The sequence below is a fragment of the Rhodococcus sp. KRD197 genome (genome assembly GCF_017168235.1).
Lineage (GTDB): Bacteria > Actinomycetota > Actinomycetes > Mycobacteriales > Mycobacteriaceae > Rhodococcoides.
Window position 1 is genome coordinate 516,625 of the sequence record NZ_JABFAO010000011.1, and the last position, 20,462, is coordinate 537,086.

General features: G+C 65.0%; 19 protein-coding genes. 5 read left to right on the forward strand and 14 right to left on the reverse strand.

Annotated features, from left to right (window positions below; genetic code table 11):
• Positions 1-9: 9 nt before the first annotated feature.
• Positions 10-1,506, reverse strand: coding sequence for an Asp-tRNA(Asn)/Glu-tRNA(Gln) amidotransferase subunit GatB (gene gatB / locus J1M86_RS18230; protein WP_206510869.1), 1,497 nt, complete (start codon positions 1,504-1,506; stop codon positions 10-12).
• A 94-nt stretch (positions 1,507-1,600) separates the two neighbouring features.
• On the opposite strand from gatB, the gene J1M86_RS18235 reads away from it, so the two are divergent.
• Entirely contained in the window at positions 1,601-2,107 is a 507-nt protein-coding gene (locus J1M86_RS18235; RefSeq protein ID WP_187346806.1) for an acyl-CoA thioesterase, read from the forward strand.
• On the opposite strand, the gene J1M86_RS18240 is transcribed toward J1M86_RS18235, so the two are convergent.
• The 3 genes from J1M86_RS18240 to J1M86_RS18250 all read right to left on the reverse strand — a co-directional run bounded on the left by J1M86_RS18240 (position 2,104) and on the right by J1M86_RS18250 (position 5,178).
• Complete coding sequence (locus J1M86_RS18240) at positions 2,104-3,135, reverse strand: ATP-dependent 6-phosphofructokinase (protein ID WP_206511115.1); 1,032 nt, start codon at positions 3,133-3,135, stop codon at positions 2,104-2,106. The two genes, J1M86_RS18235 and J1M86_RS18240, sit on opposite strands and share 4 nt — an antisense overlap.
• Before the next feature lie 79 nt (positions 3,136-3,214).
• A complete protein-coding gene (locus J1M86_RS18245) occupies positions 3,215-3,877 on the reverse strand; it encodes a response regulator transcription factor (RefSeq protein ID WP_206510870.1) in 663 nt (220 codons plus the stop codon).
• An 11-nt stretch (positions 3,878-3,888) separates the two neighbouring features.
• On the reverse strand, positions 3,889-5,178 hold the full coding sequence (locus tag J1M86_RS18250) for a sensor histidine kinase (protein WP_206510871.1): 1,290 nt from the start codon (positions 5,176-5,178) through the stop codon (positions 3,889-3,891).
• Between the two features lie 130 nt (positions 5,179-5,308).
• Here J1M86_RS18250 and J1M86_RS18255 point away from each other — a divergent pair, with 130 nt between their 5' ends.
• Both J1M86_RS18255 and J1M86_RS18260 read left to right on the forward strand, forming a co-directional pair.
• On the forward strand, positions 5,309-5,920 hold the full coding sequence (locus J1M86_RS18255) for a hypothetical protein (RefSeq protein WP_206510872.1): 612 nt from the start codon (positions 5,309-5,311) through the stop codon (positions 5,918-5,920).
• A complete protein-coding gene (locus tag J1M86_RS18260) occupies positions 5,917-7,302 on the forward strand; it encodes an alpha/beta-hydrolase family protein (protein ID WP_206510873.1) in 1,386 nt (461 codons plus the stop codon). Before J1M86_RS18255 ends, J1M86_RS18260 begins: the two co-directional genes overlap by 4 nt.
• Here J1M86_RS18260 and gatA read toward each other — a convergent pair.
• Together gatA and gatC are read right to left on the reverse strand one after the other, a co-directional pair.
• The gene (gatA, locus tag J1M86_RS18265) at positions 7,299-8,771 is read right to left on the reverse strand and encodes an Asp-tRNA(Asn)/Glu-tRNA(Gln) amidotransferase subunit GatA (protein ID WP_206510874.1); all 1,473 of its coding nucleotides are present in this window, start codon (positions 8,769-8,771) and stop codon (positions 7,299-7,301) included. The two genes, J1M86_RS18260 and gatA, sit on opposite strands and share 4 nt — an antisense overlap.
• Positions 8,768-9,067: an Asp-tRNA(Asn)/Glu-tRNA(Gln) amidotransferase subunit GatC gene (gene gatC / locus J1M86_RS18270; protein WP_075840239.1), complete on the reverse strand. Its 300-nt coding sequence runs from the start codon at positions 9,065-9,067 to the stop codon at positions 8,768-8,770. The genes gatA and gatC overlap by 4 nt, the downstream gene beginning before the upstream one ends.
• Positions 9,068-9,341: 274 nt before the next feature.
• On the opposite strand from gatC, the gene J1M86_RS18275 reads away from it, so the two are divergent.
• Entirely contained in the window at positions 9,342-9,992 is a 651-nt protein-coding gene (locus tag J1M86_RS18275) for an amino acid-binding protein (protein WP_206510875.1), read from the forward strand.
• A 1-nt stretch (position 9,993) separates the two neighbouring features.
• Here J1M86_RS18275 and ligA read toward each other — a convergent pair whose 3' ends face one another.
• From ligA to J1M86_RS18315, 8 genes are all read right to left on the reverse strand, one after another.
• Positions 9,994-12,129 carry an NAD-dependent DNA ligase LigA gene (ligA, locus tag J1M86_RS18280; RefSeq protein WP_206511116.1) on the reverse strand — a complete coding sequence of 712 codons (2,136 nt, stop codon included), beginning with the start codon at positions 12,127-12,129 and terminating at the stop codon, positions 9,994-9,996.
• Positions 12,130-12,273: 144 nt separating this feature from the next.
• Positions 12,274-13,293: a methionine synthase gene (locus tag J1M86_RS18285; protein ID WP_206510876.1), complete on the reverse strand. Its 1,020-nt coding sequence runs from the start codon at positions 13,291-13,293 to the stop codon at positions 12,274-12,276.
• Positions 13,290-14,378: a tRNA 2-thiouridine(34) synthase MnmA gene (gene mnmA, locus J1M86_RS18290; RefSeq protein WP_206510877.1), complete on the reverse strand. Its 1,089-nt coding sequence runs from the start codon at positions 14,376-14,378 to the stop codon at positions 13,290-13,292. Before mnmA ends, J1M86_RS18285 begins: the two co-directional genes overlap by 4 nt.
• On the reverse strand, positions 14,378-15,616 hold the full coding sequence (locus J1M86_RS18295; protein ID WP_206510878.1) for a cysteine desulfurase family protein: 1,239 nt from the start codon (positions 15,614-15,616) through the stop codon (positions 14,378-14,380). The genes mnmA and J1M86_RS18295 overlap by 1 nt, the downstream gene beginning before the upstream one ends.
• Before the next feature lie 76 nt (positions 15,617-15,692).
• Complete coding sequence (locus tag J1M86_RS18300; protein WP_241260198.1) at positions 15,693-16,553, reverse strand: 1-acyl-sn-glycerol-3-phosphate acyltransferase; 861 nt, start codon at positions 16,551-16,553, stop codon at positions 15,693-15,695.
• Positions 16,554-16,603: 50 nt separating this feature from the next.
• Positions 16,604-17,443, reverse strand: coding sequence for a GNAT family N-acetyltransferase (locus J1M86_RS18305; RefSeq protein ID WP_206511117.1), 840 nt, complete (start codon positions 17,441-17,443; stop codon positions 16,604-16,606).
• 147 nt (positions 17,444-17,590) lie between these two features.
• Positions 17,591-18,547: an electron transfer flavoprotein subunit alpha/FixB family protein gene (locus tag J1M86_RS18310; protein ID WP_206510879.1), complete on the reverse strand. Its 957-nt coding sequence runs from the start codon at positions 18,545-18,547 to the stop codon at positions 17,591-17,593.
• Positions 18,548-18,591: 44 nt separating this feature from the next.
• Complete coding sequence (locus tag J1M86_RS18315; RefSeq protein WP_206510880.1) at positions 18,592-19,392, reverse strand: electron transfer flavoprotein subunit beta/FixA family protein; 801 nt, start codon at positions 19,390-19,392, stop codon at positions 18,592-18,594.
• A 305-nt stretch (positions 19,393-19,697) separates the two neighbouring features.
• Here J1M86_RS18315 and J1M86_RS18320 point away from each other — a divergent pair, with 305 nt between their 5' ends.
• Positions 19,698-20,453: a class I SAM-dependent methyltransferase gene (locus J1M86_RS18320; RefSeq protein ID WP_241260346.1), complete on the forward strand. Its 756-nt coding sequence runs from the start codon at positions 19,698-19,700 to the stop codon at positions 20,451-20,453.
• The last annotated feature ends 9 nt before the right edge of the window (positions 20,454-20,462 follow it).

The window sequence follows — 20,462 nt, forward strand, 5'->3', positions numbered from 1 at the left end:
GACTCCAGCTCAGCTACATGCCGCCAGCACCAGTTCTTTGACTCGGGCTGCATCCGCCTGTCCGCGAGTGGCTTTCATGACGGCACCGACTATGGCACCGGCCGCCGCAACCTTGCCTGCGCGGATCTTTTCTGCCACACCGGGATTGGCAGCGAGCGCCTCGTCCACTGCAGCCTGGAGCTTGGTGTCGTCCTTCTCCACGACGAGACCGCGGGCCGCCATGACCTCGGCCGGCTCACCTTCACCGGCCAGCACACCGTCGACGATTTGGCGGGCTCCGTTGTTGTTGACTTTGCCACCCGATACGAGCTCGACGACCTCGGCGACCTGCGCCGGAGTGATGGCGAGCTCGGTGAGCTCGACACCGGCGATGTTCGCCTGTTGCGCCAGGTAGGACACCCACCAGGAGCGGGCGGACTGTGCGGAGGCACCGGCGTCGACCGTCGCTGCGACGAGATCGAGCGCCCCCGAGTTGACGAGGTCACGCATCTCTTCGTCGGAAACACCCCAGTCGGCCTGGATACGCGCCCGGCGAAGCCACGGTAGCTCCGGCAGAGTCGCGCGCAGTTCTTCGATCCATGCTGCGTCGGGCGCAACCGGCGCCAGGTCGGGCTCGGGGAAGTAGCGGTAGTCCTCGGCGGTCTCCTTCTTTCGTCCCGGCGTGGTGGTGCCGTCGGACTCCTGGAAGTGACGCGTCTCCTGTGTGATCTCGCCGCCGGACTGCAGAACCGCTGCCTGCCTGCGCATCTCGTAGCGCACGGCAACCTCGACACTCTTGAGCGAATTGACGTTCTTGGTTTCGGTGCGGGTGCCGAATTCCGTGGCGGACTTCTCCATGAGCGAGACGTTGGCGTCGCAGCGCAACGAACCCTGATCCATGCGGACATCGGAGACGTTCAGTGCCTTCAGCAGGTCACGGAGTGCAGTGACGTAGGCGCGGGCGACCTCGGGTGCACGTTCACCTGTTCCGGTGATGGGTTTGGTGACGATCTCGACGAGCGGGACACCCGCTCTGTTGTAGTCCAGCAGCGAATGGCTGGCGCCCTCGATGCGGCCCGTCGCGCCGCCCACGTGGGTGGACTTCCCGGTGTCCTCCTCCATATGGGCGCGCTCGATCTGCACACGGAAGGTGCTGCCGTCGTCGAGCAGCACGTCCAGGTAGCCCTCGGTGGCGATCGGCTCGTCGTACTGCGAGATCTGGTAGTTCTTCGGCTGATCCGGGTAGAAGTAGTTCTTCCGCGCGAACCGCCCCCACGGGGTGATCGAGCAGTTCAGCGCGAGGCCGATGCGTATCGCCGACTCGACGGCGGCGGCGTTGACCACCGGCAGCGCTCCAGGCAGAGACAGGCACACTGGGCACACCTGAGTGTTCGGTTCGGCCCCGAAGGCCGTCGGGCAACCGCAGAACATCTTCGTGGCCGTGCCCAACTCGACGTGGACCTCCATACCCAGAACGGGGTCGAAGCGGGTCAGAACGTCGTCGTAATCGACCATGGCGGCAGTCATGCAGGGAAGTTTATGCGCTGCGTGCAACGCGCGAGTAACCCCGGGTGCTCGCTAAGCTCGGGAGGTGACGGACTCCGCGAAACAGACACTGTCCATGACCGTGCTCATGACACCGGACATGGCCAATTTCTCCGGCAACGTGCACGGCGGCACCATACTGAAGTTTCTCGATCAGGTCGCCTACGCCTGCGCGAGCCGGTACGCGCGGGCATACGTGGTCACGCTCTCGGTCGATCGCGTCGTATTTCGAGAGCCGATTCACGTCGGCGAGCTCGTCACCTTCTGCGCGTCGGTCAACTACACCGGACGGACGTCGATGGAAGTCGGTATCCGCGTCGAGACCGAGAACATCCAGCGCGGCGACACCAGGCACACCAACAGCTGCTATTTCACGATGGTGGCCGTGGACGACGCGGGCGCACCGCTCGAGTTGCCGCCGTTGACGCCGACGAGCGAACTCGGCCGACAACGTTTCCAAGCCGCCGAACGACGGCGTGAGCTGCGGCGTGAGACCGAGCGGCGCGAATCGGAAATCCAGCGAGGAACCGAGAACGTCCCACTGACGGACCGACGTGCTGACAGTGAAGTCGAGGCGAACTAGCCGAAGAAGGCTGCTGCGTCCACGTACCGACTCTCCGGTACCCGTTTGAGCTTGGTCACCGCCTCAGCCAGAGACACCAGGCCGATCTCGGCGCCCCGGAGAGAGACCATCTTTCCGAAATCGCCGGCATGCGCGGCGTCGACGGCGTTGACACCGAACCGCGTGGCCAGGACCCGGTCGTACGGCGTCGGGGTACCGCCCCTCTGCACGTGTCCGAGGACGGTCGTCCGCACTTCCTTGTTGATCCGACGCTCGATCTCCTGGCCGAGTTGGTGTGCGACGCCGGTGAACTTCACATGCCCGAACTCGTCGATGCCGCCGTCGAGCAGCGACATCGAGCCCTCCTTGGGCATGGCCCCCTCCGCGACGACACAGATGAAGTGCGAGTCGCCTCGCTGAAATCTCTTGCGCACCATGTCGCAGACCTCGTCGACGTCGAACGGCTGCTCGGGAATGAGCGTCATGTGCGAGCCCGACGCCAGCCCCGCATGCAAGGCAATCCACCCGGCGTGACGGCCCATCACCTCGACGAGCATGACGCGCTGATGCGATTCGGCGGTGCTGTGCAGACGGTCGATCGCGTCGGTTGCGATGGTCAGTGCGGTGTCGAAGCCGAACGTGACGTCGGTGCAATCGATGTCGTTGTCGATGGTCTTGGGGACACCGACAACCGGAACGCCCTCCTCGGACAGCCAGTGCGCCGCCGTGAGTGTGCCCTCACCGCCGATCGGAATCAACACATCGATGCCGTTGTCCTCGAGAGTCTGCTCGATCCGGCTCAATCCAGCGCGCAGCACCTCGGGATTGGTGCGTGCCGTACCGAGCATGGTTCCGCCCTTGGTGAGCAGACGGTCGTTGCGGTCGTCGTTGCGCAACTGGATGCGGCGGTCTTCGAGCAGCCCTCGCCACCCGTCTTGGAAGCCGACAACGGCCGATCCGTACCGAGCATCGGCAGTGCGAACGACAGCCCTGATCACCGCATTGAGGCCGGGGCAGTCGCCACCGCCGGTAAGAACTCCGATGCGCATCGATTTCTCGCTTCTCGTCGACTCCATGACCATTACCGTAATCTTGCCGCCTCGCACCTGTGTCGGCAGTGCGAGCCGATCACCCGGGCCCGACAACTCCGGTTTCGTACGCGAGCACCACCGCTTGCGCGCGGTCACGAAGGCCGAGCTTCCCCAGCACTTTCCCGACATGAGTCTTGACGGTCTGCTCGGCAACGAAGAGGGCAGCGGCGATCTCGAGATTGGACATTCCCTTGGCTATGAGCTCGAGCACTTCGCGTTCACGTGGGGTGAGCGAGGTCAGAGCAGAGGGGCGCGTGCGGACCCGCCCACGCCGCGAAGTCACATCGGCGATCAACCGACGCGTCACCGACGGGGCAAGCAAGGCCTCACCGGCCGCTACGACGCGCACTCCCCGGATCAGTTCCTCCGCGGGGGCATCCTTGAGCATGAAGCCGCTCGCGCCCAGAGTGAGAGCCTCGTAGACGTAGTCGTCGATGTCGAAGGTGGTCAACATCAAGATGCGTACAGGCGGATCGAGCGCGGCGCCGAGGATGGCTCGCGCTGCATCGAGTCCGTTCATCTGCGGCATCCGTACATCCATGAGAACCACGTCCGGGTGCAGGCGCTTCACCTCGTCGACTGCGGTCGCGCCGTTGTCGGCGTCGCCGATCACACTGATGTCGTGCTGAGCTGTCAGCAGTGCGCCGAATCCCTGCCGAACCATCGCCTGATCGTCGGCGATGAATACCGTGATAGCCACGAACAGAGACCTTATGCGGTGAAGGCGGTTGTGTGGTCGGACACGACGTGCGCTGACGGGGTGGTCGGTAGCCGAGCCACCACTTCGAATCCCCCGTCCGGACGAACTCTGGCGTCGAGCCACCCGGACACGCCCAAGGCGCGCTCACGCATACCGCGGAGGCCGTGCCCTCCGGTTCCCATCTGCACAGGAACGTCACCGTTGCCTGGCGTCTTTCCGTTGACGACCTCGACATAGACGACGTCGAGTCCGTAATCCAGTCGCACCCGAACGTCGGTATCCGGTGCGTGCCGAGAGGCATTGGACAGCGACTCCTGCAGTATGCGATAGAGCGCGAGCCCGGTCGTGGCGGAGATTGCCGCCGGGCTGCCCGTCGATTCCCAGCTCAATCGAACCCCGGCGCGCGCACTGCTCTCGAGCAATGCAGGCACGTCGGCCGTACCCGGTTGCGGTGAGTTCTCAGCGAGAACTCCGTCACTGCGCAGCACACCGAGCATTCCCCGAATCTCGTTCAGCGCCTCGCGAGCGGTGGCTCCGATGGCCTCGAATTCTGCTGCTGCGCTGGGTGACACATCCTCGATTCGGTAGGGCGCGCTCTGCGCCTGTACGACGACGAGGGACATGTGATGGGCGACGACGTCGTGTAGATCGCGCGCGATCCTCGCCTTCTCCTCCAGGACGGTGCGCCGCGCACGCTCCAGTTCGCTGACTTCTTCCTGCTTGGCCAGTTCGCGCCTGGACAGCACGAGCCAACGGATCAACAGGGCGAACAAGACGATCGCGCTCAGTCCCACCGCCCAACCGACCCCGTCGTTACCCGGGGTGAAACCCAGAAACAGCAGAACTGTCGAGAGCCAGACGACGACGACCACCGGGAAAGCACAACGCAGGCTCACCGTCGACACGAGTACCAACAACACGATGAGATGGGTGACCTGCCAAGGAAAGTCGTATCCAGGAAGCCGATCGAAAGCCACCGGGACCACCACTGCCGATGCAGCTGAAATCGCCCACCCGAGAGCAGGGTTGGCACGCACGAGCACAAGTGGGAACACTGCGAGCGCAGACACGATCGGCATGATCGGGATCGGTACGTCGTGCGTGAGTTGGAGCGTCGGCCACGCCACTGAATACAGGATCGCAGTCACGACGAATATCGTGATGTCGATTCTGCGGCCAGGCGGGATTGCGCGGGCAGCCCGCGTCACGACTCCCCCTGGCCTGCCGACCGGAGCCTTGTTCCTGGTTCTGCTTCTGATACCCACCCTCAGAACACTAGGAACCCAGCGCCGAAAAGTCATCGTACCCAGGAGTGAGATCGCGGCGCCCCTTCGGTATCAGTGCCGAGCGTCGGCAGCACCGAGAAGGCAGGGAGGATCGGCACCGCAGACCGATTACCTGCACCGCAGGTCATTCATAGCGTCGGTCACCATGAAGAACAGGACTGGGATATTCGGGACGGGGACACGCGCAGCGCAAGTGGGCATCGGGACGCTAGCCGTCGGCGCCGTTCTCGGGATCGGTGCCACCATCACACCGCCGACAGCGGTCGCCGACGTACCGGCCGGCCGAGCCTCCGCGGCCGTACCCGCCGGATTCACCGAGCGGTTCTACGTCCCCTCTGTCGAGAACGGGGTGTTGGTCGATCCTGACGGAGACTGCTCGTCGCCGATTCCGCTTCCATCCGAGTTCGACGGGCCATGCAAAGCACACGATCTGGGATACGACCTACTCCGCTTCGGCGGGGCATCCGAGTCTACGGCGACCGCTCGCCAGGAACTCGACACGCAACTCGGCGAGAGAATGAACGAAAGCTGTAGCGCGCGTTCGGGAATCCGGTCTCGCACCTCGTGCCAGGTCATGGCCGAGATAGCAACCACGGCCGTCCGGTTCAATTCGTGGCGTCAGCACTACGGCACGCCAGAGCCAGAACCCGCGCTTCCGTACCTCCTCGCAATCGGCATCGGCGGCGTCATCGCGGCAATTGGCGCGTCCGCCATGTCGATCACAGCTCCTCTACGACTGCGTGGGGTGCAAGCATGAGCGCCGAGATTCTCGACGCCCCAGTGATCCTCGGCCCGCCGACCACTCGATCGGCCCGTCCTGCAGTACCCCGAACTGCCACCTCGATCATCCTCTCGATGACGGTAATCGCATCACTGGCACCAGGATTGCTGCCACGATCCTCGTTGACACAGGCACTCGTCACCGGAATCGCGGCCGCCCTCGGGCTCGCATTGTCCGCGATTGCTCACCGCATCGTCTCCCGTGTATTCATTCCGTCCGTTCACCCGGTGGCTCGTCGCATTGCACTCTGCGGCAGCGTGACTGCGATCTTCGCTGCGGCTGTGAGCGAAGCCGGATGGCAGAACGATCTCCGCTCAGCGATGGGCACCGAACCGACGCCACCGATGCACTGGGTCGAGGTGTGGTGCGGAGCAATCTCGATCTGCGCGATCTCGGTGGTGATCGGGGTGGGACTCAGGCGCGGCGGAAGAAGGCTCGGCCGCACCCGAACCGTCTGCGTGATTCTGGTGACAGGACTCGCCGGATATCTCGTCGTACTGCCCGCTGTGTGGGCGTCGTTGACGGATCGTTTCGCAGCATCCAATGCGATGATCGATTCATCGCTGACCACTCCTCTGACACCCAGCAAGTCCGGAAGCATCGGATCACTCGTCGGGTGGGACGATCTCGGCCGAGAGGGACGCAAGTTCGTCTCCGGTGGCACCGACGCCGACGCTGTACGCACCTACGTCGCACTCGACGCCGCGTCGAGCGCCACGGCACGCGCACAGATCGCCGTCGACGAACTCGAACACTCGGGCGGTCTCACGAAATCGCATGTCGTGGTGGCTGTTCCGACCGGATCCGGGTGGGTCGACGAGAACGCGACGAGCGGAATCGAGGATCGCTTCCAAGGAGACGTCGCCACGGTGGCACTTCAGTACTCATACCGACCGAGTTGGGCTACGTTCCTACTCGCGAGGACAGAGGCCGAGGACTCGGCGACGGCACTGCTCGACGCCGTACGCACACGTATCGCAGCGCTGCCTGCCGCATCGAGGCCCGACCTGTACGTCTACGGTCAAAGCCTCGGTGCCATCGGCGGCAGCGCGGCGGTGGCGGCGAATCCGGAGGGGATCTGCGGGACTCTGTGGGCCGGTCCGCCCGCCGGAGAGGTCGAATCGGGTTCGGCAGTGGTGCTCGCGAACACGTCGGACCCGGTTGTTCGATGGTCGACCGAGCTCCTTACGTCACCGCCGAAGCTCGACGACACCCAGGCGGATGCGCCCATGCCGCAGTGGATCCCAGTCGTCAGCTATCTGCAGACCACCGTCGACCTGATGTCGGCTCTGAATGCTCCCACCGGACACGGGCACCGCTACGGTGCCGATCAAGGATCTCTGCTACCGGAGTGCTAGCGAAGCGGCCCGCGAGCCGACTCGTACGCCGCTCCGACACGGTAGAGACGGTCATCGGCAAATGCCGGTGCCATGATCTGCAATCCGACGGGAAGTGCGTCCTCCGAGGCGAGACCGGACGGAACCGACATTGCACAGTGCCCGGCCAGGTTCGTCGGCAACGTGCACAGGTCGTTGAGATACATCGCGATGGGATCGTCGACCTTGTCCCCCAATGGGAACGCAGTGGTCGGGGTAGTCGGCGAGACCAACACGTCCACCTGCTCGTATGCACGGTCGAAGTCGCGGGCAATGAGTGTACGAACCTTGAGCGCCTGACCGTAGTACTCGTCGTAGTATCCGGCCGAGAGTGCGTAGGTTCCGATCATGATGCGGCGCTTGACTTCTGCGCCGAATCCCTCGGCGCGCGTGATGGCCATGACCTGGTCGGCGCTGTGGGTGCCGTCGTCCCCGGCGCGTGCGCCGTACCGCATGCCGTCGAATCGCGCGAGATTGGACGACACCTCGGACGGAAGGATCAGGTAGTACGCCGCCAGGGCGTGCACGAAGTTGGGGCACGAGACCTCCACGACCTCTGCACCCAGCGACGTCAACGTGGCGACGGCGGCGTCGAAGGACGAGATGACGCCGGGCTGATAGCTGTCGGAATGCAGTTCCTTGACGATTCCTACCCGTACCCCGGTCAGATCACCGTTCGCGCCCGCTCGGGCGGCGGCGACCATCGAGGCCACTTCCACATCGACCGACGTCGAGTCGCGCGGGTCGTGCCCGGCGATGACATCGTGCAGCAGAGCTGTGTCGAGCACGGTGCGGCCACACGGCCCGCCCTGATCGAGGGAGGACGCGCATGCGATGAGGCCGTAGCGGGACACGGTCCCATAGGTCGGCTTGGTGCCGACGGTTCCTGTCAGAGCAGCGGGCTGTCTGATGGATCCACCGGTATCGGTGCCGATCGCCAGGGGTGCCTGCCGAGAGGCGAGAGCCGCGGCACTACCGCCACCCGAGCCACCCGGTATGCGCGTGGTGTCCCAGGGGTTCTTGGTCGGCCCGTAGGCGGAGTTCTCCGTCGAGGAGCCCATCGCGAACTCGTCCATATTGGTCTTGCCCAGCAACGGAATTCCTGCCGACCGGAGCTTCGAGGTGACCGCCGCATCGTAGGGCGAGATCCACCCCTCGAGCATCTTCGACGCACAGGTGGTGGGCATATCGGTCGTGGTGAACACGTCCTTCAATGCCAGTGGCACCCCTGCCAGTGCCGACGCGGGAGGCTCCCCCGCCGACAGTGCATCGTCGACTTCCTTCGCAGCAACCAGCGCGTTCGCGCCGGACACGTGCAGGAAGGCGTGATACTCACCGTCGACCTGATCGATACGGTCCAGATGCGCCTGGGTGACCTCCACCGCAGACACCTCGCGGGCATGAATACGCCCCGCGAGTTCGGAGGCGTCGAGGGCAGTCAGGTCGGTCATTCGCTCTCTCCCAAAATCTGTGGCACTGCGAAGCGGTCGTCCTCGGCGTTCGGTGCACCCGATAGCGCCTGCAACGGCGTCAGACCGGGCACGATCACGTCCGGGCGCGTTACGTTCGCGATAGCACCGGGGTTAGCGGTCGGAGGCACCTCGTCTGCAGCGACCTCAGCGACTGCCTTCACATGGTGAAGAATCGAATCGAGCTGGCCGGCGAACTCGTCCAACTCGGCTTCGCTCAGAGCCAGCCGGGACAGCCGGGCGAGGTGAGCAACCTCGTCGCGGGAAATATCAGGCACCGCGTAGACCCCTTTCACACATGTATCGAAGCTGCCGCACAGACACGCGACCACGTAATCGTAGTAGCCAACCGGCGCGCCGACTCATCCAGCGGTCGCCGCGCCGTCGGAAGGTGTCCGAAAGATCACCGCCGGAGCCGTCCGTGTCGAGAAGGGGAGCAGACAATGCAAGGATGACTCGCGGTGCTCGCGCATGCGGGTGTGCGCGAAACTCACGCACCCCGATGCCGTCGGTGCCCACGATGTCCGCACTGTGTGATCGAAAGGGAGCGTCATGTCGTACCTGCTCCGCGTTCAACTCCCCGATCGCCCCGGAAGCCTCGGGGCGCTCGCCGTTGCTCTCGGCTCGGTCGGTGCAGACATCCTGTCGCTCGACGTCATCGAACGCGGCCCCGACTTCGCCGTCGACGACCTGGTGGTCGACGTTCCCCCGGGCGCTCTACCCGATACCCTCATCACCGCCGCCGAACGCCTGACCGATGTGCGAGTGGATTCCATTCGGCCGTACACCGGAGTTCTCGACACCCATCGCGAACTCGAGCTGATCGATCGGGTCGCCGCCGCGTTGGACGATCGTCTGCAGGTACTCGTCGACGGCGCGCCCCGGGTGCTCCGAGTGGGATGGTCCATCGTGGTGGCCTCGGGCAGGCACGGCGCGTATCGCGTCGTCGGCAGCTCCGGGGCTCCGGAGACGCACGCAGCCGACATGCCATGGATGCCACTTGCTCACCCCGCGGCGCTGGACTCCGAGGCCGACTGGGTCCCGCAGGTGTGGCGCGACATGGACACCAAGATCGCGGCTGCACCACTCGGTTCGACCGGCACCGTATTGGTCCTCGGCCGCCCCGGTGGTCCGGGGTTCCGCCCGTCGGAAGTGGCGCGGTTGGGCTACCTCGCCGGGATCGTCGCGACCGTGCTCGGGTGACCTAGTCTTTTCGGTTTTCCGTTGCTGGGTTCTCCGTTTCGGCGTCCTCGGTCGTGTCCGGCGGGCGTACTGCGTCCGGCCCCTCGGTCAGCAACAGCGTGAACCCCTCCTCGTCGAGAACGGGAACGCCGAGTTCGAGTGCCTTGTCGTGCTTGCTACCCGGAGACTCGCCGACGACGACGAACGCTGTCTTCTTCGACACCGATCCGGCCGCCTTGCCCCCGCGCGCGAGAATCGCCTCTTTGGCCCCGTCACGCGAGTATTCGACGAGTGAGCCGGTGACGACGATGGACATGCCCTCGAGGTTGCGGACGATCGATTCGTCGCGCTCGTCCTCCATCCGAACGCCCGCGGTCCGCCACTTCTCCACGATGGTTCGGTGCCACGGCACCGAAAACCACTCCGAGACCGCCTTGGCGATGGTGCCGCCGACGCCGTCCACCGCCGCGAGCTCTTCCTCGGTGGCAGTCTCGATACGCTCGAGACTGCCGAACTCGGTGGCCAGAGCGCGAGCGGCAGACGGTCCGACGTGCCGGATCGACAGGCTCACCAGGACCCGCCACAGTGGCCGGTCCTTGGCCTTGTCGAGGTTGGCAAGCAGTCGACGGCCATTTGCGGACAACGAACCCGCCTTGGTCCGAAATATCGACGTCTTCAGCAGGTCTTCCTCGGTGAGCGAGAAGATATCGCCCTCGTCGACGATGGCCTCGGCTTCGAGCAGGTCGGTCGCCGCCTCGTATCCGAGACCCTCGATGTCGAAACGACCGCGCTCTGCCACGAAGAACACCCGCTCGCGGCGCTGTGCCGGGCAGAATTCCGAGTTGGGGCAACGTAGGTCCGCGTCGCCCTCTTTCGCGGGCGCGAGCGGGGTGCCGCATTCGGGACACCTGTCGGGCATGACGAACTCGGTCTCGTCACCGGTTCGGGCGGCGACGACTGGGCCGAGTACCTCGGGAATGACCTCGCCTGCTTTGCGAATGGTGACCGTGTCCCCGATCAGCACACCCTTGCGCTTGACCTCGGACCCGTTGTGCAATGTCGCCAATGCCACCGTGGACCCGGCCACCAATACCGGTTGCATGTAGGCGAATGGGGTGACGCGGCCTGTTCGACCCACGCTGACCCGGATATCGAGCAGTTTCGTCGTGACTTCCTCGGGCGGATACTTGTACGCGATCGCCCAACGAGGCGCGCGCGAGGTGGTTCCGAGCCTGCGATGCAGCGACATCTCGTCGACCTTGACGACAAGCCCGTCGATTTCGTGTTCGACGTCGTGCCGATGATCGTCCCAGTATGCGACCCGCTCGACGACGGCATCGATGCCCTCGACGCGGGCGGTGTGCGCCGAGACCGGCAGCCCCCATGCCTTCAACGCTTCGTAGGCGTGCAGTTGCGAATCGGGCGAGAAGCCCTCCATGCGACCGAATCCGTGACAGATCATGCCCAGCCTACGACGAGAGGTCACTGCGGGATTCTTCTGTCGCAGGGACCCTGCGGCCGAATTGCGCGGATTCGCGAACGGCGGCTTCCCCTCCTCGACGAGCGAAGCATTGAGAGCGGCGAAATCTTCGAGCCGGAAGAACACCTCTCCGCGCACCTCCAACAGGCTCGGCGTCGGATGCTCGGCACTCTCGGCCAACACTTCCGGAATATCGTCGATGGTGCGGGCATTGAGAGTGACGTCCTCACCCGTGCGGCCGTCGCCGCGCGTCGCACCCCGCACCAACTTCCCGTTTTCGTACACGAGATTGAGGGCAACGCCGTCGATCTTGACCTCGCACAGGTAATGCAGATCGGGGCCGGTCTCGGACTCCACGCGTTTGGCCCACGCTCGCAGTTCGTCCTGATCGAATACGTTGTCCAGACTCAACATCCGCTCGAGATGATCGACCGCAGTGAACTCGGTGGCGAACCCGCCGCCGACGAGCTGCGTGGGCGAATCCGCGGCGCGGAGCTCGGGATGCGCCTCCTCGAGATCGTTCAGTTCACCGAGCAGTGCATCGAACTCGCCGTCCGAGACAACAGGTGAGTCGCGAACGTAGTAGCGGAACTGATGCCCGCGAACTTCCTCGGCCAACTCTTGCCAGCGCTCACGATCCCTGCCCGAGGCGGGTGTGCCGGCAGCCCTCGCCGACACGGCGGCACCCGGCGCGCCCGCTTCCTCGGAACCCGGGAGTTCAGTTGTTTCGTCCACGCCAGAAGGTTATCCGACGCGACCGACACCTCCGGCGCGACAACACCGGCCCCGGCCCTGATGCCGACGTCCTCGGCGATGAGGCGCTCAGAGCGAGTCGGGAGCGTCCTGGAAGACCTCGGCGATCGCGGAGGCCAATTCGAGTGCCGTGCGCGCCCACGGCACCGATGCGCCGGCCAACCCGCAGGACGGCGTGACGGAGCACTGTGTAGCCAGCACAGATCGCGGAAACCCGAGCCGATCGACGAGCGAGACTGCCGGTGCCGCCAGCTCGCGCCAGGTCGGTACTCGATCCGGCTCGACGGCGGGCACGAGGCCCAACATCAGTGTCTTGCCCGCTTGCAAGAACTCCCCGACGTCGTCGAGATCACTCGCCCGAAGCAGCGCAGGGTCGATAGCTGCAGCCTCGGCGAGACTGCGACGGAACATCTTCAGCGGAGCGTCGACGGCGCAGCAGTGGATCGCAGCGGGGGCACCGACGTTGCGGAGCACCGTGTCGAGCAGGTCCAGTGCTTCGGGTTCGGGTACTGCGCGGACAGGATCGAGCCGAGTGACCCCGGACAACGAGCCCGCGAGCACCGCAGGCAGGCTCGGCTCGTCGAACTGAACGACTACCTCGACGCCGAGCCGCGCGGTGATCTCCGCGCAGTGCTGGCGTACTCCTTCGGCGAGCGATTCGGCGAAGCCGCGAACCGCGCCTCGATCGGTCAGAATGCGGTGTCCGCCACGCAATTCGACTTGCGCCGCCATGGTGAAGACTCCGGCCGCCTGCACCTTGAACAGACTGCGCGTCCCAGCGTGACCGCCTGTCTCCCAAAGCTCTTCGAGCACATCGAGATCCTCGCGCAGCAAGTCTGTTGCTCGACGACTCGACAACGTTCTGCGCGGTGAGACGCGATATCCCGACGTCCGAACATCGAGTTCGACATCGGCCATCAAAGCGCCGGTCCGCCCGATCAGGTCCGCACCGAGCCCTCTGGCCGGCAGCTCGACGAGGTGCGGCAGAACAGGTAGCTCCCCGAGAACGATTGACACGGACTCACGGATATCCGTGCCCGGCCAGGAACCCAAGCCTGTCGAGAGGGCGCCGAAGACGCTCGCGCTCACGTGTTCTCGGAACGAGTGCCCGCGATGGTCGCACTTCCGATGACGATGTCACCGAGTACGTCCCTCCGGTACAGCACTGCGGCCTGACCTTTCGCGACCCCGGCGAGTGGGGTCCGCAGCTGGATATCCATACCACCCTCGGTTGCCTCGGCGACAGCCTCCGACATACCGCCGTGTGCCCGCACCTGAACCACGCACTCGATCGGCCCGACGGGCGCTGAGCCCTCGGTCCAGATCGCTCGGTCACCAGTTATTCCCCACACATCCAGACGTGTTGCGGAACCGACGATGACATTGCCACTGTCTGGTTCGATTGCCGTCACGTAACGCGGCTTGCCGTCGATCGTCGGTCCTTCGACGCCGAGCCCCTTCCGCTGACCGATCGTGAAGCCGTGCACCCCTTCGTGATCGGCGAGTTCCGCGCCGGTGTCCGCATCGACGACCTTGCCCGGGCGAATACCGATCTTGGCGCCGAGAAACGCGCGAGTGTCACCGGAGGGAATGAAGCAGATGTCGTGACTGTCGGGCTTGTCCGCGACCGCGAGACCTCGCTCAGCGGCTTCGGCTCGAATCTCGGACTTGGGTGTGTCGCCGATCGGGAACATCGCCCGGGACAACTGCGCGGGCGTCAGGACGGCGAGCACATAGGACTGGTCCTTGTCGGCATCGACTGCCCGACGCAGGACACCATCGTGCAACTGGGCATAGTGCCCGGTGGCGACGGCGTCGAATCCCAGAGCCAGCGCACGGTCCGCGAGTGCGGAGAATTTGATCTTCTCGTTGCATCGCAGGCACGGATTCGGTGTTTCACCGGCGGCATAGGACTCGATGAAGTCGTCGATGACGTCTTCCTTGAACCGATCGGCGAAATCCCACACATAGAACGGGATGCCGAGGACGTCGGCGGCACGGCGTGCATCCCCGGCGTCCTCCTTCGAGCAGCAGCCCCGCGAACCGGTACGCAGCGTCCCGGGCTCGGTGGACAGCGCAAGGTGTACACCGACGACATCATGACCGTCGTCGACGGCACGAGCCGCCGCAACAGCCGAATCCACTCCACCGCTCATGGCAGCCAAAATACGCATCAGCGTTGTCCTCCCCGAGCTCCTACGCTCGCCAATCCCGCAGCGCGGGCTCGTTCGATCACGTGCGGCAACGCTGCCAGCAGTGCGTCCACATCCGATTCGGAGGAATCCGACCCCAGCGAAAACCGCAACGAGCCCCGGGCGGTGAACGGATCCGCACCCATCGCGATCAACACGTGACTCGCGCTGGCCACACCTGCGGTGCACGCGGACCCCGTAGAACATTCTATTCCCGCGGCGTCGAGCAACATCAACAGGGAATCACCCTCGCAGCCGGGGAAGGTGAAGTGCGCGTTTCCTGCGAGCCGGTCGGCGCCGTCCGGGCCGTTGACGATCACGTCGGGGTCGAGCGCCCGCACACCTGCGATCATCTTCTCGCGCAAGCGGGTGAGCTGGGTGTGTCGTTCCGCGAGTCCGTCGACAGTATCGGTGAGGGCGGCGGCCATGGCGACGATCGACGCCGTGTCGTGCGTGCCCGACCGCACGTCGCGCTCGTGTCCGCCGCCGTGCAGCAACGGTACGCACGAGACGGTTCGGCCCAGGAGAAGCGCTCCGACGCCCTGCGGGCCGCCGAACTTGTGAGCTGCGATGCTCATGGCTGACAGCCCGCTGGAGGCGAAGTCGAGGGGTAGGTGCGGCACTGCCTGAATGGCGTCACTATGCATGGGAACGCCGTAGTCGCGGGCGACCACCGCGAGTTCGCGGATCGGCATGATGGTTCCGACCTCGTTGTTCGCCCACATCACCGTGACCAGTGCGGTCTCGTCGGCATGGAGGGCGAGTTCGGCGCGCAGGGCGTCCGGATGCACCCGACCTTCGGAGTCGACCGGCAACCAGGTGATGCGGGCGCCCTCGTTCTCGGCCAGCCACTCGACCGCATCCAGCACCGCATGGTGTTCCACCGCGCTGGCGACGATCCGCGTGCGCGCTGGATCGGCGTTCCGACGAGCTGCGAAAATCCCTTTCACCGCGAGGTTGTCACTCTCGGTGCCGCCTGAGGTGAAGATCACTTCGGACGGGCGCGCCCCGAGGTGCGCCGCGATCGATTCGCGAGATTCTTCGACGCGACGCCTCGCAGCGCGGCCGGACCCGTGTAGCGAGGACGCGTTGCCGACAGTCGCGAAGACTGCGGTCATGGCCTCGATCGCGGCGGGCGACATGGGCGTCGTTGCAGCGTGGTCGAGGTAGACGGGCGCACTCGCGTGTTGGTTGGCAGACGAACTGCGGGCTGAAGGCATAACGCTCTTCAGGATAGCCGGTCGGCGCCGGTATCCCGTCCCTGCGCGATACCGGCACCCACCCCAGCAAGCCTTGTCAGCGTCCGATGTGCAGTTCTGGTGCGCGAACGGCGTCGTCGAGTGCAACGGCATGCATGGACGGGTCGTGTGTTTCTCCGGCCCGCGCCGAGAGTTCACATCGACTCGCCAGATCGCGGCGGTCGTTGCCGGGCGGCTCGGGTGCAGGCAGTTCGACCTGTGCGGTGATTCCTTTGAGCCGGAAGATTCGGCTGATCGACTGTCCGATTGTTTCGTCGCCGACGAAGCAGGTGGCGGTGGTGAGGCCGTCGTCTGCGTCGGTGTACCGCAGCCGGACGGGCTGTACCCATGTTTCGGTGTCGATGGCCGCCTGGAACATCGCAGGCCGGAACGATCCGTATGCCCGTCCGCACCATGTCGTCGCCTCTGGAAACGCGACCACGGCGGAGCCGCTGTCGAGACGTCGACTCACCTGTTCCACGGTTCCGGGCAAGGCCCGTAGGTTTGCGCGATCGATCGGAAGCACCTTCATCGCGCGGGCGAGCAGTCCGAGAACGGGCCAGTCGATGAGGTCGCCGCGCGCGACAAAGGTCGCCGGACGCAGGGCGGTGAGGACGAGCACATCGGTCCACGAGACGTGAGCGGCGACGAACAGCGCGCCCGCGTCGGTTCGGGAACGTTCACGGTCGGATCGCAAGTCCGATACGCGCAGATCGATGCCGACCGCGAACAACAGGAGCCTCGCACCGAATCTCGTCACTCCGTGACGGGCACGCGGTGAGGCCAATCCGACGAGGATCAGAATCGGGAGCAGGCCGAATGCGATGATCGCGACGAGTATGCGCAGCAGCACCGTCACGCGCATCACGGTTGCCGAGTCACGGCCGATGCATCCGGTTCCGCAGGGGCTCGAAGGCATCCACGCGTGATCCGTTCGTGGTTCGACCGGTGCGAGGTCTTTCGACGGACTCATGCGCCCGCTTTCGTCTCGTAGGTGGTGGCTGCGCTTCGCAGTCGGTCGAGGTATCTGGTGTTGGCCTCGTGCAAACCGAGTAGCGCGACGAAGTCCGCAACACCGAACGCCGGGTCATGCGCCGGCTCTCCGCAGATCTGGGCGCCCAGTCTGAGGTAGCCCCGCAGGAGCGGCGGCATGGTCGTACGTGCGGGGGCAGCAATCTCGTCGAGGGTTCGACCGTCGACAATCACCGGGTTGTACGGCACAGCTCGTCGGTCGAGTGCAGATCCGTGTCTGTTGAGGAGTTGGTCGCGGACTCCCCGGACGTTCGCCCCGGCGGGTTCGTCGGGTGCGGACTGCATGGGAACCGATACACATCCCATCACCCATTCCAGTCCGGTGACTTCGAGGTAGTGCAGAATTCCGGCCCACATCAGTCCGAGGACGGATCCGGAGCGGTGATCGGGATGGACGACGGCTCGGCCCATCTCGACCACTCTGGAGGCAGCGGGGTCCAGCGCGCGGAGATCGAATTCGGTTGCGGTGTAGTAGCCGCCGGCGGCGATTGCGGCGTCGGGCGGGAGCATGCGGTAGCAACCGACGAAGACGTCGGTCTTGTTGTCGCGGACGAGCAGGTGGTCGCAGAACTCGTCGAAGCGGTCGGCGTCGAGGCCGTCGGTGTCCTCTTCGATGGCGAACCCTGGTTCGGAGGCGAACACGTCGTACCGGAGTCGCTGCGCGGCGCGGCGGTGGTCTCGGTCGGTGGAGAGCACGAGCGAATACCGATCGGTGGCAGGAGGGGAGCCTGCGGAACGACCGGCTTCGGCTGGGTTGATTACCGTTCGAGACGTCATGACTGAACTGGTCATGACGTGTGTCTAACGAATCAGAACGGCCTCAGTGCGTCGGGAGGGTAACGCCGCCGCAGATGTTGTGTGAACGGCTGCGGCAAGCAACAGGCCCCCACATCCGACGGATGTGGGGGCCTGGGAGCTGTGTGATCAGCCCTTGTGCTTCTTGACGGACTCGGTCAGCTGCGGTGCGACGTTGAACAGGTCGCCCACGATGCCGTAGTCGGCGATCTCGAAGATGGGTGCTTCCTCGTCCTTGTTGACCGCGACGATGGTCTTCGAGGTCTGCATCCCTGCGCGGTGCTGGATGGCACCGGAGATGCCCAGTGCGATGTACAGCTGCGGTGAGACGGTCTTGCCGGTCTGGCCGACCTGGAACTGGCCCGGATAGTAGCCCGAGTCGACGGCTGCGCGCGATGCGCCGACTGCTGCACCGAGCGAATCGGCCAGGTCTTCGACGACGCTGAACTTGTCTGCGCTGCCGACTCCGCGACCACCGGACACGACGACGCTGGCTTCGGTGAGTTCCGGGCGGTCGCCTCCGACGATCGGATCACGCGAGGTGATCTTCACGACGGCTTCTTCCTGGGCTGGGACCTCGACGCTCTCGCGTGTGCCTGCTCCGGCCTTGGGCTCGGCCTCGACCGCACCGGGGCGAAGCGAGATGACGGGAACATCGCCATTGGCCTTGGCCTCGACGGTGAACGCACCACCGAAGATGGAGTAGGTGGCGCTGCCGTCAGCGGCGATGGCGACGACGTCGTTGTGGTAGCCGGAGCCGAGGCGAGCTGCGAGACGACCCGCAACCTCTTTGCCCTCGATGCTTGCGGCGGTCATGATTGCGGCTGGGCTGACCGATTCTGCAAGGCCTGCCAGTACGTCGATCTTGGGGGTGACGAGGAATCCGTCGATGTCGTCGGACTCTGCGGCGTAGATCTTCTCGGCGCCGGCCTCGGTCAGCGCGTCGGCGACCTTGTCGGTGGTGCCGGACGGGCCGGTGACGACTGCCGACGGCTCGCCGAGGGCGCGAGCGGCGGTGATCAGCTCGGCGCTGACCTTCTTCAGAGTTCCGTCGACGTGCTCCACGAGCACGAGTACTTCTGCCATGTCTTGCTCTCCTTGAGTGGTCTCGAGTGGCTCGGGTGCTTGGATCAGATGATCTTTTGGCCGACGAGGTAGCTGGCGATCTTCTGGCCGCCGTCGCCTTCGTCGGTGACCCGCTCGCCCGCAGTCTTGGGAGGCTTCGGCGTGGACGACGTCACGGTCGTTCCCGCGTTCTCGACACCGACGATGCCGTCTTCGACACCGATATCCGAAAGGGTGATCGTCTGCACCGTCTTCTTCTTCGCGGCCATGATGCCCTTGAAGGAGGGGAAGCGCGGTTCGTTGATCTTCTCGGTGACGCTCACGATGGCGGGAAGCGTTGCTTCGAGGCCGAAGATGCCCTCGTCCGTCTCGCGCTCACCGGAGACCTTGCCGTCGGCGACAGTCACCTTGCGCATCTGCGTGAGCGCGGGGATCTGCAGGTACTCGGCGATGATGGCCGGTACGGCGCCGGTGCGTCCGTCGGTTGCTTCGTTGCCGGCGATGATGAGGTCGGCCGGCTCGTCGTTCTCGAACGCGACGTTCCCGAGCGCTGCCGCGAGTGCGTAGCCCGTCTGGATTGCGTCGGAGCCGTGCATCGACGGGTCGTTCAGGTGTACTGCACTGTCCGCGCCCATGGACAGGGCTTTGCGGATGGCGTCGGTCGCGCGGTCGGGGCCTGCGGACAGAACCTTCACCTCGCCGCCCTGTGCTTCCTTGATGAGCAGGGCTTCCTCGACGGCGCGCTCGTTGATCTCGTCGAGCACTGCGTCGGCTGCCTCGCGGTCGAGGGTGAAGTCACCGTCGGTGAGCTTGCGCTCGGACCACGTGTCGGGAACCTGCTTGATCAAAACAACGATGTTCGTCATGGGTCTGCGTCGACCTCCTGGTCATGGTTCGCTTCAATCGGGGCGTACTAATGGGTTCTTGCTGTTCTAGGCCTTGTCGTAGATTACCCCATGTTTAGTTACTGGCGGGTAACTTACGACACTTCCGGTTCGACCATACATCCGACCCACTCCGACCCCACCGCACAGCCGATGGTTCTTTCACCCCGTGAGGCACTACCCTCTCGTCGGTGAGCGATTCATCGAACGCAACGCCGACCCCCACAGCGCCACGGACCGTCGAAGCGTCACCGACCCCCGCGACAGCGGATGCCCCTGCGCTTGCGCTGACCGGGGAGCGGACGGTGCCGGGTATCGCCGAGGAGAACTACTGGTTCCGTCGGCACGAAGTCGCCTACGAAGCCCTGGCGAAGCGCTGCATCGATCGCGTCGTTCTCGAGGCGGGATCCGGAGAAGGCTACGGCGCCAACATGATCGCCGATGTGGCGTCCGTGGTGGTCGGACTGGACTACGACCTGTCCGCGGCCACGCACGTCAGTACCCGGTACCCCAGGGTCCGCATGCTGCGCGGCAATCTTGCTCGACTCCCGCTACGGGATGCATCGGTCGATGTCGTCGTCAATTTCCAGGTGATCGAGCATCTGTGGGACCAGGCGCAGTTCTTGAGCGAGTGCTTCCGAGTCCTGACTCCGGGCGGCGCACTGTTGATCAGCACCCCCAATCGGATCACCTTCTCCCCCGGCCGTGATACGCCGTTGAACCCGTTCCACACCCGAGAACTCGATGCCGGTGAGCTGATCGAACTGCTGGTCGAAGCGGGCTTCACCGTGGAAACGATGACGGGTGTCCATCACGGTCGAGCGCTCCGCGAGTTGGACGCGAAACACGGCGGATCGTTCATCGACGCACAGATCGAGCGGTCGCTCGCCGGTGAGCCGTGGCCGCAGGACCTGACCGAGGATGTCGCGTCCGTCGGGGTGGCCGACTTCGAGGTGGACCCCTCCGACATCGACGCCAGCCTCGACCTGGTGGCGATCGCGATCAAACCGGCAGCGGCCGGGACGTCTCCGGTGAGCGGGTGAGCACACCGG

Bases quoted from the DNA above. Each gene is read 5' to 3' on its own strand.
- gatB (WP_206510869.1), bottom strand. From the start codon at position 1,506: ATGACTGCCGCCATGGTCGATTACGACGACGTTCTGACCCGCTTCGAC.
- J1M86_RS18235 (WP_187346806.1), top strand. From the start codon at position 1,601: ATGACCGTGCTCATGACACCGGACATGGCCAATTTCTCCGGCAACGTG.
- J1M86_RS18240 (WP_206511115.1), bottom strand. From the start codon at position 3,135: ATGCGCATCGGAGTTCTTACCGGCGGTGGCGACTGCCCCGGCCTCAAT.
- J1M86_RS18250 (WP_206510871.1), bottom strand. From the start codon at position 5,178: ATGACTTTTCGGCGCTGGGTTCCTAGTGTTCTGAGGGTGGGTATCAGA.
- J1M86_RS18255 (WP_206510872.1), top strand. From the start codon at position 5,309: ATGAAGAACAGGACTGGGATATTCGGGACGGGGACACGCGCAGCGCAA.
- J1M86_RS18260 (WP_206510873.1), top strand. From the start codon at position 5,917: ATGAGCGCCGAGATTCTCGACGCCCCAGTGATCCTCGGCCCGCCGACC.
- gatA (WP_206510874.1), bottom strand. From the start codon at position 8,771: ATGACCGACCTGACTGCCCTCGACGCCTCCGAACTCGCGGGGCGTATT.
- J1M86_RS18275 (WP_206510875.1), top strand. From the start codon at position 9,342: ATGTCGTACCTGCTCCGCGTTCAACTCCCCGATCGCCCCGGAAGCCTC.
- mnmA (WP_206510877.1), bottom strand. From the start codon at position 14,378: ATGCGTATTTTGGCTGCCATGAGCGGTGGAGTGGATTCGGCTGTTGCG.
- J1M86_RS18295 (WP_206510878.1), bottom strand. From the start codon at position 15,616: ATGCCTTCAGCCCGCAGTTCGTCTGCCAACCAACACGCGAGTGCGCCC.
- J1M86_RS18300 (WP_241260198.1), bottom strand. From the start codon at position 16,553: ATGCCTTCGAGCCCCTGCGGAACCGGATGCATCGGCCGTGACTCGGCA.
- J1M86_RS18305 (WP_206511117.1), bottom strand. From the start codon at position 17,443: ATGACGTCTCGAACGGTAATCAACCCAGCCGAAGCCGGTCGTTCCGCA.
- J1M86_RS18310 (WP_206510879.1), bottom strand. From the start codon at position 18,547: ATGGCAGAAGTACTCGTGCTCGTGGAGCACGTCGACGGAACTCTGAAG.
- J1M86_RS18315 (WP_206510880.1), bottom strand. From the start codon at position 19,392: ATGACGAACATCGTTGTTTTGATCAAGCAGGTTCCCGACACGTGGTCC.